Annotated in this window: 14 protein-coding genes; 9 read left to right on the forward strand and 5 right to left on the reverse strand. The window is 59.0% G+C overall.

What is annotated here, in order from left to right:
• Positions 1-45: 45 nt before the first annotated feature.
• Positions 46-342: a hypothetical protein gene (locus ACYG9R_RS20585; protein WP_023668045.1), complete on the reverse strand. Its 297-nt coding sequence runs from the start codon at positions 340-342 to the stop codon at positions 46-48.
• A 73-nt stretch (positions 343-415) separates the two neighbouring features.
• Entirely contained in the window at positions 416-1,408 is a 993-nt protein-coding gene (locus ACYG9R_RS20590) for a YihY/virulence factor BrkB family protein (protein WP_023748070.1), read from the reverse strand.
• A gap of 192 nt (positions 1,409-1,600) precedes the next feature.
• Here ACYG9R_RS20590 and ACYG9R_RS20595 point away from each other — a divergent pair, with 192 nt between their 5' ends.
• The 3 genes from ACYG9R_RS20595 to ligD all read left to right on the forward strand — a co-directional run bounded on the left by ACYG9R_RS20595 (position 1,601) and on the right by ligD (position 4,919).
• Entirely contained in the window at positions 1,601-1,825 is a 225-nt protein-coding gene (locus ACYG9R_RS20595) for a hypothetical protein (protein ID WP_155921617.1), read from the forward strand.
• Positions 1,822-2,115 carry a hypothetical protein gene (locus ACYG9R_RS20600; protein ID WP_023687836.1) on the forward strand — a complete coding sequence of 98 codons (294 nt, stop codon included), beginning with the start codon at positions 1,822-1,824 and terminating at the stop codon, positions 2,113-2,115. The genes ACYG9R_RS20595 and ACYG9R_RS20600 overlap by 4 nt, the downstream gene beginning before the upstream one ends.
• 161 nt (positions 2,116-2,276) lie before the next feature.
• Positions 2,277-4,919 (forward strand): DNA ligase D, encoded by a 2,643-nt coding sequence (gene ligD, locus ACYG9R_RS20605; RefSeq protein ID WP_023824798.1) that lies wholly within the window; start codon positions 2,277-2,279, stop codon positions 4,917-4,919.
• 55 nt (positions 4,920-4,974) lie between these two features.
• On the opposite strand, the gene ACYG9R_RS20610 is transcribed toward ligD, so the two are convergent.
• Entirely contained in the window at positions 4,975-5,445 is a 471-nt protein-coding gene (locus tag ACYG9R_RS20610; protein ID WP_050590555.1) for a GFA family protein, read from the reverse strand.
• Between the two features lie 190 nt (positions 5,446-5,635).
• Here ACYG9R_RS20610 and ACYG9R_RS20615 point away from each other — a divergent pair, with 190 nt between their 5' ends.
• The 4 genes from ACYG9R_RS20615 (at position 5,636) to ACYG9R_RS20630 (ending at position 8,650) form a co-directional block, all read left to right on the forward strand.
• Entirely contained in the window at positions 5,636-5,860 is a 225-nt protein-coding gene (locus tag ACYG9R_RS20615; RefSeq protein WP_023712192.1) for a hypothetical protein, read from the forward strand.
• Between the two features lie 290 nt (positions 5,861-6,150).
• Entirely contained in the window at positions 6,151-7,635 is a 1,485-nt protein-coding gene (locus ACYG9R_RS20620; RefSeq protein ID WP_023824800.1) for an alpha,alpha-trehalose-phosphate synthase (UDP-forming), read from the forward strand.
• A gap of 247 nt (positions 7,636-7,882) precedes the next feature.
• Complete coding sequence (locus ACYG9R_RS20625) at positions 7,883-8,047, forward strand: hypothetical protein (RefSeq protein ID WP_023729495.1); 165 nt, start codon at positions 7,883-7,885, stop codon at positions 8,045-8,047.
• 339 nt (positions 8,048-8,386) lie between these two features.
• Positions 8,387-8,650 carry a hypothetical protein gene (locus ACYG9R_RS20630; RefSeq protein ID WP_023681159.1) on the forward strand — a complete coding sequence of 88 codons (264 nt, stop codon included), beginning with the start codon at positions 8,387-8,389 and terminating at the stop codon, positions 8,648-8,650.
• Between the two features lie 225 nt (positions 8,651-8,875).
• Here ACYG9R_RS20630 and ACYG9R_RS20635 read toward each other — a convergent pair whose 3' ends face one another.
• On the reverse strand, positions 8,876-9,166 hold the full coding sequence (locus ACYG9R_RS20635) for a hypothetical protein (protein ID WP_031262058.1): 291 nt from the start codon (positions 9,164-9,166) through the stop codon (positions 8,876-8,878).
• Between the two features lie 2 nt (positions 9,167-9,168).
• Positions 9,169-9,723 carry a response regulator gene (locus ACYG9R_RS20640; RefSeq protein WP_050588792.1) on the reverse strand — a complete coding sequence of 185 codons (555 nt, stop codon included), beginning with the start codon at positions 9,721-9,723 and terminating at the stop codon, positions 9,169-9,171.
• Between the two features lie 158 nt (positions 9,724-9,881).
• Between ACYG9R_RS20640 and ACYG9R_RS20645 the strand changes: the two genes are divergently transcribed.
• Together ACYG9R_RS20645 and ACYG9R_RS20650 are read left to right on the forward strand one after the other, a co-directional pair.
• The gene (locus tag ACYG9R_RS20645; RefSeq protein WP_023729494.1) at positions 9,882-12,995 is read left to right on the forward strand and encodes a CheR family methyltransferase; all 3,114 of its coding nucleotides are present in this window, start codon (positions 9,882-9,884) and stop codon (positions 12,993-12,995) included.
• Positions 12,992-13,408 carry a response regulator gene (locus tag ACYG9R_RS20650; protein ID WP_023700039.1) on the forward strand — a complete coding sequence of 139 codons (417 nt, stop codon included), beginning with the start codon at positions 12,992-12,994 and terminating at the stop codon, positions 13,406-13,408. Before ACYG9R_RS20645 ends, ACYG9R_RS20650 begins: the two co-directional genes overlap by 4 nt.
• Positions 13,409-13,482 lie beyond the last annotated feature (74 nt).

Consider the following 13,482-nt stretch of genomic DNA (forward strand, 5'->3'; position numbering starts at 1 on the left):
CCGGGGATCGCGTGAGCGAAACGTGAAACCCTGATCTACCACGGGTCAGCCAGACCGCATCACACCCGGTTCTTCGACAACCGCGTCGCCAATCCCATGCTGTCCGGCGTCCGGATCACTCGGCAACACGTCGGAAAAATTGACTGTGGCGACCAGGTATCCGGCTTCATCGTAGACCTTGATAGTCGATCCCGATTGCTTGGTTCCTGACCCAGGATCCGCCGCCACCGCTACGCGCGCCATCTCTATTGCTCTCGGACTGGCCATCTCCGCACTCGCTAGCTCTTCCTCGAGAGCGGTAGTCTGGCCGGATACTGTCGTCTCAAAGCGGAATTTTGGCATGGGCAACCTCCTGTTCCTATGCAATTCCGGTGTCCGGGTTGCGTTCCAAAGAAACAGAATTGGTGGGAAGCAGCTAAGATCGCCGCGATGGCCAGACCCGTGTCGCCACGAAGGTCAGCAAACCCGTGATCACAATCCAGGCCTGCACCTCGCGCTGGATGGTTGGCCCAGGGTTCGATGTCTGTCGCGACGGGCTCTCTGCCTCCACTATCGGTTGAAGGTCGGACCGACTGCCGAGACGGACGGAATAGGCCCGCGTGAACTCGGCGCCGAGCAGGAATATCTCAGACGAATAGTAAACCCAAAGCAGCACGACCAGCAGTGCACCCGCCGCGCCATAGGAGGATGCGATCGCGCTGGTTCCGATATACCAGCCAATCAGCGACTTGCCGATGGTGAAGAGCAAAGCGGTCACTGCCGCGCCAATTGCGACATCGCGCCAAGCGAGCGACCGGTCCGGCAGGATCTTGAAGATCGCGGCAAACAGAGCGGAAATCAGCACGAATGATACAATGCCGTTTATCGACGCGAGAATGATCGTGCCGAACGGCAGATGGGCGTTGATGACAGCGCCAAGCGCGGAAATGGCGGCACTCGCCGCCAACGACACAAGCAGTAGAAATCCCAACGCTGCAACCAGACCCAGGCTGGCCGCCCGCGCCCGCACCAATCGCGACACAGACATGGGTGGTGGGTCAATCTTCCAGATTGTGTTGAGCGAAAGCTGCATTTCGCCAAACACCCCGGAGGCTGTCACGAAGAGGGTGACGATGCCCACCAAGGTGGCAACAGTGCCGGCGGTTCTGTGAGAAGCGCTTTCGATGGTGCTGCGCAGAAGGTCGCCGGTTTGCGATCCCATCACGCCTGCGATTTCGGCCGACAGAGCGAGTTGAGCTGCTTCATGCCCAAAGACAAGTCCAGCAATCGCAACAACGATCAACAAGATCGGGGCCAGGGACGTAACGGCATAGAACGCCATCGCCGCACCGTGGCTGAGGGCATTGTCGTTGATGAATCCGAGGATGCTCTCCTTGCCAAGAACCCAGGCTTCGCGTGCCACCCGCATGGGGAATTCCTTTTGCCTCACGAGCAACCTAGTGCTGTCGGCAACGAAAGCGAGACCTGCCGCCAGTGCGCGAGGCGCGATTGCCGAGACACGCCCGCTTGTCTCTGCACGAACGGCCAGAAATGTTCCATGCGGCGCCGGAACTCGCCGGGCTCGTAATGGTTATCGGTCATCCGATTGGAGTGATCAAAAATGCCTGATAATGAAAACCGTCGCGAGACCGGCGCAACGAAGTACCCGGCTAGAACAGGTCCTGATCCTTCGGATGCGTTCTCTCAGGATGCGGCCGGCAACAAGAAACCCAAGAGTGGGGTCGGTCTGACGCGGCCAGTCAATGAGGTGGATGACAAGACGCACCAATCCGATGGCCAGAACGCCCCGGCGAGGCCGGGCGGCGGAAACACGGTCAAGCCATGAACGTTGCCAATCTTCAGCTTGAAGGGTTGATGATGGCGGTCGCGTCAATCAACAACCTGCTCGTTCACAAAGGTCTGCTGTCAATTGACGAGATCGATACCGCCCTGCGAAAGGCAGAGGCGTCCATGACAGGTGACGAGCGGACCTACGAAGACATGTCACCGGCCAACCGTGACGCGATCTGCTTCCCGATCCGGCTTCTGCAGATCGCAAACAACGCGCAAGGCGAACTGGACATCCCACCATTTTCAGAGCTTGCAAAAATGGTTGGGCAAACCAAGGAACCTTAACGTCAGCGGTGACGACACCTGTAGTCTCCGTGAAGGCCTCATTTGACGCCGATGCCACTCTGAGCGGAAAAGCAGCGTCGGCGTCGTCTCGGCTATGAACCGAACCAAATCTCACCCACTGCGTTGAGTCCCGGCGTTGCGTCATTAGTCGGGGCACTTCCATGAAAACGGGCGAGCTTTCAACCTACCGGGCCAAAAGGGATTTCGCGAAGACGAAAGAGCCCAGCGGCGAAAGCTCGATTGCGGGTTCGAACCGACTCCGGTTCGTCATCCAAAAACACGCGGCCACGCGGCTGCACTATGATCTTCGCCTCGAGCTTGGCGGGGTCTTCAAATCATGGGCTGTGACCAAAGGTCCATCACTGGATCCTCACGACAAACGACTTGCCGTGGAGGTTGAGGACCACCCGCTGGAGTACGGCGACTTCGAAGGCACAATTCCCAAAGGACAATATGGTGGCGGCACGGTGCAGTTGTGGGATCGCGGATATTGGGAACCGGAAGGCGCCATGTCTCCCGAAAAGGCGTTGGAAAAAGGCGACCTGAAATTCACGCTGCAGGGCAAGCGCCTGCATGGAAGCTTCGTCCTCGTGCGCATGAAGCATGACCGCAATGGCGGGAAGCGGACCAACTGGCTGCTGATCAAACACCGCGACAAATACGCGACAGAGGGCAATGGCGATGCGGTGCTGGCTCAGGACCGATCCGTCGCCTCCGGTCGGAGCATGGAAAGGATTGCAGCGGGAAAGGGGGCAGGTCCGAAGCCGTTCATGATGAAAGGTTCATCGTCGGCCGATGCGGATGCCGTTTGGGACAGCAAGCGCGGCCATGCCGACAAGCGCGCCGCCAAGTCGGCAAAGCCTGCTCCGCGGCCGAAGCGAGCCGCTGGTGCCTCAGCGGCGAAGATGCCCGACTTCATCCCACCACAGCTTTGCGCAACGCTTTCCCGGCCGCCGGCCGGGACGAACTGGGTTCACGAAATCAAGTTTGACGGTTATCGCGTCCAGTTGCGCGTGGAAGACAAGGACATCGCCCTTAAGACCCGCAAGGGTCTTGACTGGACGGAGAAATTTGGCGCCATCGCAAAGGAGGCCGCCAGCCTCCCCAACGTCATCATCGACGGCGAAATCGTAGCGCTTGACGAGAACGGCGCGCCCGATTTTGCCGCACTGCAGGCGGCGCTGTCGGAGCGCCGGACGAAAGACCTGATCTACTTTGCTTTTGACCTGCTCTTCGCAAATGGCGTCGATCTGCGAAAGATGCCTCTCTCACAACGGAAGGAACGTCTGAGCGAGATGCTCGGCGAAGTCGATCGCGGCGCGCAAAATCTCATCCGCTATGTCGAGCACTTCAGCAATGGCGGCGACGCGGTGCTGCGTTCTGCCTGTCGCCTTTCGCTTGAGGGGATTGTCTCCAAGAGGGCCGATGCAACCTATGTTTCGGGGAGGACCGACACCTGGGCCAAATCGAAATGCCGCGCCGGGCATGAGGTGGTCATCGGCGGCTGGTCGACGACCAACGGCAAATTCCGGTCATTGCTCGTCGGCGTCAATCGCGGTGAACATTTCGCCTATATCGGCCGTGTGGGGACCGGATTCAGCGAGGCAAAGGTCAAGCAGCTGATGCCCAGGCTGCAGGAGATGAAAGCCGCGACGTCGCCGTTTACCGGCGACGGCGCACCGAAAAGGAATTCAACCGTCTTCTGGACGAAGCCGGAATTGGTCGCGGAAATCGAGTTCGCCGGCTGGACCGGGGGTGGCAATATCCGGCAGGCCGCCTTCAAAGGCCTGCGTGAAGACAAGCCCGCAAAAGACGTCGAGGCCGAGCGTCCAGCCGATCCTCAAGAGACGCCGATTGCCGACCCTGCCAAGGTGACTGGCAAGACAGGAAAAAGCCCGGTTGTCATGGGCGTCATCATTTCCAAGCCGGACAAGCCGCTTTGGCCGAATGCCGGCGACGGTCAGCCCGTCGACAAGCTCGATCTTGCAGAATATTTCGAGACCGTTGGCCCCTGGATGATCAGACATATCAAAGGTCGTCCCTGTTCACTCGTGCGCGCGCCGGATGGCTACGCTGGCGAGCAGTTTTTCCAGCGCCACGCAATGCCAGGCACATCCAATCTGCTGGAACTGGTGAAAGTCTTCGGCGATCACAAACCGTATCTGCAAATCGACCGCGTCGAGGGTCTGGCCGCGATCGCCCAGATAGGCGGCCTTGAGCTTCACCCCTGGAATTGCCAGCCGGGTCATCCCGAAATACCTGGCCGACTTGTCTTCGACCTTGACCCTGGTCCGGAAGTCCCTTTTGCGAAGGTGGTCGCGGCTGCCAAGGAAATGCGCGATCGTCTCGAAGATCTGGGCTTGGTGAGCTTCTGCAAAACCACGGGCGGCAAAGGCTTGCATGTCGTGACGCCATTGGCGGCCCAACGCAGCAAGACGACATGGGCCGAGGCCAAGGCCTTCGCAAAGGCCGTCTGCATCCAGATGGCGGCAGACAGCCCGGATCTCTACCTCGTCAACATGGCCAAGAAGCTGCGGACATCCCGGATTTTTCTCGACTATCTCAGGAATGATCGCATGGCGACAGCCGTCGCCCCTCTCTCCCCTCGCGCCAGGGAAGGCGCGACTGTATCCATGCCGCTGACCTGGAGTCAGGTGAAGGCGGATCTCGATCCGAAAAAATACACCGTTCGCACGGTTCCGGGCCACCTGAAAAAGACCGTCGCCTGGGCCGACTACGACGATGGCGAACGGTCGATCAGCAGTGCCATCAAACGGATTGGTTCAGCAAAGCTTGCCGCATGACGACGTCGGTTCGCGCTGGCTTGCAGGTACGAGGCCCAAAGTCCAACCTCCTGCCTCACCGGTCTCTGGGATTGCCCAGGGCGGGGTCGCGCGCCCGGGTGTAGCCCTCGACGCGAGGCAAACCGTCATCCATCCTGATAAACGGCAGCCGCATTTCCCAATAGGCTTGAGCTTGGGGATGGAACTTCTCGGGCGCGTCCATGAATCCGATCGAGATGTAGAACTCGTTTGGCAAGCCTTCATCGGTGTACCCAATCGAGGTGCCACATTCCGAACAGAAGGAGCGCACGACGCCCCTGGTTTTCGAGAATGTTTTTGGTTTTGGGCCGAGCCAATCGACCTGATCTGGACGATAGCCAATCCAGATCGTCAGTGGGCTGCCGATCGCTCGTCGGCAGTCATCGTCGTGGTCGAAACAAATCCAAAAGGGATCGCCACTGAATTCAGCTGTGATGGCTCCGCAAAAGCAACGCCCTCGATCAATCCGGGCCGGTTTTCTGATCGTCGTTCGGGGTTTGTCGTCCATGGTAATCTTCCGGCCAGCGTGGTGGCGTAACGCGGCGGACGGCAAGCAGTTCCTTTGGACGTCAGAGAGCCGCAGACGCGCAACCGGCGGGCTGCTCGTCAATATCATTTGAGGCAGGTCAGGCCTTAATTTGTTGGGAACATTTTTTCAGGTCCGCACTTTGTTCGCCGTCTGACCAAAGGAGGCGACCTTGAAAACACGACGCATCGACAGGGAAAAGATCGAGAGGGCGGATCGAGAAGCCAAGTTGCTGTTGCAAGCGGAGCGGCATGCCAGGGAAGCCAAGACGGCGCGGCTTAGAGAACAGCGACAGTTATTGGAGGCATCGATAGCGCAGACCCCGCCCGCGCCCGCAGCGGTAAAGCCGCCGCCCCGTCAACGAAAGCCGACGCGCAAGGTAATCGAGGTGGACTGACGGTTTGGTCAGTTGACGCTTTTGCCAAGGTGGGGAGTTGATATGACAGGGCAGGAGATCCGGCAGCATGAATACCAAAGCGGTAAGTCCGGCCGTCGCCAAAGCCACGGCTGCTCGGCATGCTGGATCAAGGCCTCATCACCGGTGCGTCCGACGACGATCCTGCGAGAGCCGCTGAAAAAGGCGCCCGAGCGGGCCGAGAACCAGCGAATCCGGCTGGACACTTACGTCGGGAACAATCGCACGCGCGGACCGTTCCCCAAGCGAATCTTCACGCTCAGGATTTGCTCTTGTTGCAGCGACCGGACGAAATTCTCAACGAGGCTTCGCAAACGGTTGGTGACCCTCTTGAGCGCGACGCCGTAGGTGGGGAGCTAACTGGCGATCGCGCCATCCCGCGTCGTCTGGTTGTCGTCTCGAACAGGCTGGGGAACATTCGCGATCTGCAAGCCGGCGGACTTGCTGTAGGCATCGGGGATGCGTTGGCCGAGCGTGGAGGCCTATGGCTAGGAGCAAGCGCCGAGTATCAGGACTACGCCGCGAGCGACGAACCGCTGATCCGCTTGGAACGCGTGGGAAAGATCGAGACAGCTGCGCTTACCCTGCCGTATGAGGAGTATTCGCTCTATTACAATGGCTATGCCAACAGCACGCTGTGGCCGCTTTTTCATTACCGACTGGACCTCGTGAACCACCGGGCAGAGTTTCTACAGGCTTACCGGCAGATCAATGCGCGGTTCGCGAAGGCGCTCGCAGGACTGCTGTCGGGCGACGACGACCTGGTGTGGGTTCACGACTACCACCTTATCCCCTTGGCCGCCCAGTTGCGGCGGCTGGGAGTCCGGAATCGGATCGGGTTTTTTCTTCACATACCGTTCCCGCCGCCTGACCTGTTTGTAGCCACGCCCGATCATAAAGAACTCATCGATGACCTGCTTCAATATGACGTCGTGGGGTTCCAGACCGAAACGGACGTGGGGAATTTCCGGCGCTCAGTGCAGGCGGCCAACTCCACTACTTTTGATATCAATGGTTCGGCTGAGATGAACGGCCGCACGGTGTTATCGAGGTGTTTTCCGATAGGCATCGACGTCGATTCAATCGCACGCATGGCCAATGAGGCGGCGGAGGATGTGCAGATCGATTCCATGCGCCGCCAGATTCTGGGCCTCAAGCAAATCATCGGCGTCGATCGGCTGGACTACTCCAAGGGTCTTCCCGGCCGCATGGAGGCTTTCGCGCGTCTTTTGGAAAGGCATCCGGAACACGAGCGGGCGGCAACCTATTTGCAGATTGCGTCGCCGACGCGCGAGGAGGTCAGCGCCTATGCCGACATCCGGGCCCAGCTTGAAGCAACCGCCGGCGCGGTCAACGGAAGATACGCGGATTTGGCTTGGACCCCGATCCGCTACATCCACCGTGCCGTATCACGCTCTCGGCTTGCTGGCCTGTTGCGCGCTAGCCAGGTCGGATTGGTCACGCCCCTGCGTGACGGAATGAACCTCGTCGCCAAGGAATACATAGCCGCGCAGGACGAAGCCGATCCCGGAGTGCTGGTATTGTCGCGCTTTGCAGGTGCGGCCGAAGAACTTGCCGAATCCTTGATCGTGAACCCGTATGCGGTCGACGAGGTTGCCGATGCGATCGCAAAAGCGCTCGCGATGCCGCTTGACGAAAGAATTGCAAGGCATAGTGCACTGCTCAAGCGCATCACGCGCAATGACGCAGCAGAATGGCGGCGGTCATTTCTCGCCACGCTCGCGGGCGAGAACTAGCGCCTGGCATCGATGCCTGAATCCGTCCGTGTGTCACGCGTTCCCACACGGTCATAGCCCGGCCATAACCCGGCTGGCCGGAGCAGTTCGAAAGGCCTTGAAGCTGATCATGTACCTTGTCAGCCCGCATCAGAAACTTTTCGCTCATTGACGGAAGCGCGATAGCCCGCCTCAATCGGTGGACTATCGAAGGCTCCAGGGAACACACCGCCGGTCCGGTCGTTTGGGCTCTGATAGGAGATCTGCGATGACAAGGAACCCCACGCGAAAGGACAGTGATCTCTCTGAACAAGAGGCAATCAAGTTGGCCGAAGCCACCGACGTGTCACCCGGGCAGGCCAAAGAGCTTGCAGCCGAGCACGGCAAAGACGGCGCCAAGAAGGAAGCAAGAAATTACAAGGCGGAGGGCTGACTATGGCGGCCAGTGGATCCGCAAACGACAGAGACGCACGAGCCACTCTCTACGCACAAGGCGTACTGGAAGCCGAGCGTAAAGCGCGGGAAGAGAAAACGGCGCGATTGCGCAAAGCCCGTTTGGCGCGCGAGGAGATCAATCCGCCTGCACCCGAGCGGAAACCGGCAGTGCCGAATGCGCCAAAGCGGGCCGCCAAACCAGGCAGCCGAAAAGGTGGAGAAGATTAGCTTCAGCTTCTTCGGCTGTGCCGGCGGCACGCGTCGGGGAAGGGCAGACCGTGCGGTCGATCTGCACGATAAATTTGTACCTCATCGAACGACACAAAGGAGTCCAGTGATGACGGAGCATGTGTCCCGGAAGGAAGAACAGCGTGGCACCCGAAATGTACTCGGGTGGGGCGTCGTCATTGCGGCTGTGATCTTCGTCGCCCTGCTAGCCTTCTTTGTGTTCATACCCCTTTCAGGCGGATCGTGGCAGACATCGCCAGTAAAGCGCACCCCGGAACAGAACCAAGGCGGCAATGCCCCCGCCGAGACATCACCCGCGCCCGGCGTTAAAAAGAACCCGCAAGAAAATACCGAGATGCCAGGGCAGCAGTGATCGACCTTGGGCTGCGACCCAAGTTGGCCCTGATCTTCCTGATCGTCTCATCGGCGTCATGATGGGATCAGGGCCTTCTGGGCGCAGGAACCGCTGAGCTATTGAGACTGGGGTTTCGCCCACATCGAGCGCAGAAAGATTACCGCAGCAGCATCGGTCTGGCGAACGAGGCGATGACGCCATCGTGGAACTCGAGGCACATCAAGATGCCTAGCTGCAGGCCGTTCAGTTGGGATTTTTCAGCTGCTTTGACAACAGCAGTTGCTGCTGCAGCTCAAGGGCGAGCTTCAACAGCCGTTCAGGTGTTTCCTCTTCCGCGATTTCGTCGAGCAGCGCTGCGAGTGCGTCGCCCTCAACAGGATCGCGGAATGAGTCAGGTTTGGTTTGCGGAGGTTTGGCCACGAGGATTTCTAGCAGGAATGCGGCCGTATTTGCAAGACGAAGCGAAGCGCTCTTGGGGACGGGTACCGTAGCGGGGGCGGTCGACAGGGCGGCCTGCGGCAAACTATCGGACAATCTTAATTCATGATGCCAGACCTGTCGTTGCGGAGCACCTCCTCCATGAGCGTGTTGAGCCATTCGCTCAAGGGAAGGTCATGCCGCGTCGACAACCGCTCCTCCAGCGCCGCCTTCAATGTCCGTTCGACGAGGCGATCGGCCGCCTGTGGGTCGCCCAGCAGCAGCCGCGCGGACAGCCTCAGTTTTGGAAGAGCGCGGAAAACATTGTCTTCACCAAGCGCTGTTGATTGCGCGGCGAGGATCCCGGCAACCGTCCTGAACCCGGCCGGCTTGGAGAGGTTTTGGGTGTATCGGAACCGCTCCGGCAGGGTGATCTGATCGTTTCCGGAGAAGAATACGAACGGGATGCCTCTGTCCGTCAGCTCGTCGGCGAGGGGAAAAACAGTCTCACCGTTGAGGTCGATGTCCAGCACCGCCCCATCCGCTGAATCGATATATCGTCGAGCCCGGCTGACTGACGACACCGGCCCCAAAACGGTCGCCCCACAATCGCTGAAATAAGAGGCAAGTTCGCTTGCCAGCAAGAATTCGTCCTCGACGAGCAGAATTCGCATGCCTAATAACATAGCAGCCCTCCGGGCTTTAAACGGCGGTCGCGTCCATCGGTTCCGTGGCGATCGGCGGTGCGGGATGGGAATTCGACCAGGAACGGTTTACACATTGGATCGAAATCAGCGCTGCCGCGTTGCATTTCACTGAAGCAGGACAATTGATGCAAAAGCTGCCGAGGTTCCCCATAGTCGGTATTGGCGCCTCTGCGGGCGGCATTGCCGCCATGGAGGGATTTTTTCGCGGGATGCCGTCTTCGAGCGGGATGGCGTTCGTGATCGTCACGCATCTTAGCCCCGAACGGGAAAGTCTGCTGCACGAAGTGATTGCGCTTTACACCGGAATTCCGGTTCGTGTCGCTGAAGATGGAATGGGTATCCATCCTGACACCGTCTACGTGATGCCGCACAACGCGATCCTCACCATCGAAAATTCCAGCCTAAAGCTGCGCCAACCGAATTCCGTGTCCAGGGAGCGCAAGCCCATCGATATCTTTTTCAGCGCGCTGGCCGAGGATCAGGGCGAATACGCCGTCGGCGTCGTCCTGTCGGGCGGCGATTCCGACGGTACGTTGGGCATCAAGGCAATCAAGGAGAATGGCGGCCTGACGCTGGCGCAACTCTCCGACGAGTCGGGTCCGAGCAATCCCGACATGCCGCGCAGCGCGATCAGTTCCGGTCTGATCGATATCGCCATCCCAGCCGATGAGATGGGTGCGAAACTCATGGAATTTGCCCACAGCTTTGAACTGCTCGACGAGCTTGAAGCTGACGATGGCAAGGCCAGTGCTTTGAAACTCCGCAAGGGCCAGGAGGAAATCTACGCGATCCTGCGCAGCCATTCGGGACATGATTTCTCGGGCTACAAGGCCAAGACGTTCTTGCGTCGCGTCAGGCGACGCATGCAAATAACGCAGAACACCGCGATCGATGCCTATATAGAGTTGCTTCGTTCAAATGCGGAGGAAGTGCGGTCGCTGTTTCGCGACCTGCTGATCAACGTGACAAATTTCTTCCGCGACACGGACGCTTTCAAGACCCTGGAAGAAACCGTCATCCCCAAACTTTTCGAAGGCAAGGACGCCAACGATACGATCCGCGTCTGGGTGCCCGGCTGCGCAACCGGCGAGGAAGTCTTCTCGATCGGAATGCTGATGCGCGAGCATATGGATACACTTTCGGCTGTGCCGCGCATCCAGATTTTCGCCACGGACATCGATGACGCGGCGCTGGGCATCGCACGTTCGGCGCGCTATCCGGAGTCATTGCTTGCGGGCGTTTCGCCTGGACGTCGCGAACGCTTCTTCAGCAATGACGGCACAAGTTTCATCTTGAGCAAGAGCGTACGTGATCTCTGCATCTTCTCGGCGCACAGCGTCATCCGCGATCCACCCTTCTCGCGCATGGACATGGTGTCGTGCCGGAACCTCCTGATCTATTTCGGCCCCGATGTGCAAAAGCAGGTTATTCCGACCTTCCACTATTCGCTGAAGCCCGGTGGCTATCTGTTCCTTGGCACCTCCGAAAGCATAAGCCAGCATGCCGACCTGTTTGCACCGGTCGACAAGAAACAACGGATCTTCAAGGCACGAGAACATTCGGCGCCGCCGCGGCTGCCGATCTTGTTGAATGCTGCGCCTGCAACCAACTTTTCCAGCGCCAATGACACACATGCCCGCCGCGGCTTGTCTTATTCCCTAAGGCAAACCGTTGAAGCGCAGGTTCTCGAACGCTTCGCTCCGGCTCACGTCGTCGTCAATGGTGATGGAGATGTCGTCTATTACTCGGTCCGAACCGGCAAATATCTCGAGCCGCCGCAAGGGGTGCCGAGCAGACAATTGCTCACAATGGCACGCAGCGGCCTGCGTCTGGAATTGCGCGGCGCTTTGCGGGAAGCCGCCGAGGGCCGGCGCACGGTTGTGCGCGAAGCGATAGCCATTGAAGAAGATGAAGATCGTGTCCAATTCGTCACATTGACGATCGAGCCCTTGACTGATCGCGGCAGCGGCGAGCCGCTGTTTCTCGTCCTGTTCGAGCCGGTGGGCCAGCCGCAGCCGCGGCTGGAGGCTCTAAAGGTTCGACAGCCGGTGGCATCTGGGATTGCTGATTTCGAACGCGAGCTCCGCGATACGCGCGAGCGCCTGCAATCGACGATCGAAGAATATGAGACCGCGTTGGAGGAGTTGAAATCTTCCAATGAGGAACTCGTCTCGGTCAACGAAGAAGCCCAGTCCTCCAATGAGGAGCTCGAGGCCTCCAAGGAAGAAATGCAGTCCCTCAATGAGGAATTGAACACCATCAATGCCGAACTGGTTTCCAAGATCGAGGATCTCGATCGTGCCAACAGCGATCTGAAGAACCTGTTCGAGAGCACACAGATCGCGACTGTTTTTCTCGATACCAAGCTGGTTATCCGCAGCTTCACGCCGGCGGCGTCTTCGTTCTTCAACTTGCTGCCGACCGACATCGGAAGACCGCTGACCGATCTTGCCAGCCGGCTCGATTATCCGCACCTGCGCGACCATATTGCCCAGGTTTTCAGGGCCGGCGAGATGATCGAGCACCAGCTGCCGCGCGATAGCAACGGCATCCACTATCTCGTGCGGCTGATCCCCTACCGCGACAGCGCGCGGAAAATCCAGGGCGTGGTGGTGACCTTTGTCGATGTGACGACCATGGCTGAAGCCGAAGCCCACCAGCGGGTATTGATCTCGGAACTCAACCATCGGGTCAAGAACATGCTGGCTGTTACGGTCAGCATTGCCAGTCAGACCCTGAAAAATGCTCCCTCTTCGGAGGCTTTCGCCGAAGCGCTCATCGGTCGCCTGCGCGCCATGGCGCGGGCCTACGGAGTGCTCTCGCGCGAAAGCTGGAAAGAGGTCTCGGTCGAGGAAATCGTGCGGCAGGAAGTCGAGCCGTTCGGGCTGGAACGCATCAACACCACAGGCGAGGACATTCGGCTCAAGCCTCAGCAGGGCCTGTCGCTTGGCATGGTGATCCATGAACTTGCCACGAATGCTGGAAAATATGGCGCCTTGTCCGTGCCAAACGGCGTGGTGTCCGTGACTTGGTCGGCGTCGGATCACGGTTTTCAGCTCGAATGGTTAGAAAGCGGCGGTCCCGCTGTCAGTCCGCCTGAGAAGACGGGATTTGGTCTTTCGCTGGTGAAGGGCGAAATTGAGTATCGGCTTGGCGGAAATTTTGAAACATCTTTCGGTTCCGATGGTTTGAGCTTGCGGATTGAGTTTCCGTTTGATCATCGGGAGAGCGAAACGTGACTGCATCTCGTATCCTTGTAGTCGAAGATGAATGGCTGGTCGCGGAGGAGCACCGCGCAATCCTGGAAGAGGCCGGCTTCGCCATCGCCGGGCCAGTGCCGTCCGTTGCTCGCGCGAAAAAGCTGATCGAGAGTGAAGTCATATCTGCTGCGGTCCTGGACATTGGTCTCGGCGGCGAGACCAGCGCTGCCCTTGTCCCTCTTCTAGCGCAACGCGGAATTCCGTTTGTTTTCGTCAGTGGGTACACGGCATCCGACATCCCGCAAGATTTGCGTCATCACAAGATGCTGTCAAAACCCGTGTGGGCTGCCGCGCTGGTCGAGGCCGTGCGAAATATGCTCGGTGTTCAACCGACAGCTTTGGCAAGACACCAGGACAGCGGAACGGTGCCAACCCAACGAGAAGCCCGATAACTGCACAAAGACACTGGTTTTTCACCAGAGATGCGACGACATTCGGGTCCAGGCCCGAGCCGGCGTCGCCGGCA

The sequence above is a fragment of the Mesorhizobium sp. RSR565B genome (assembly GCF_054719465.1).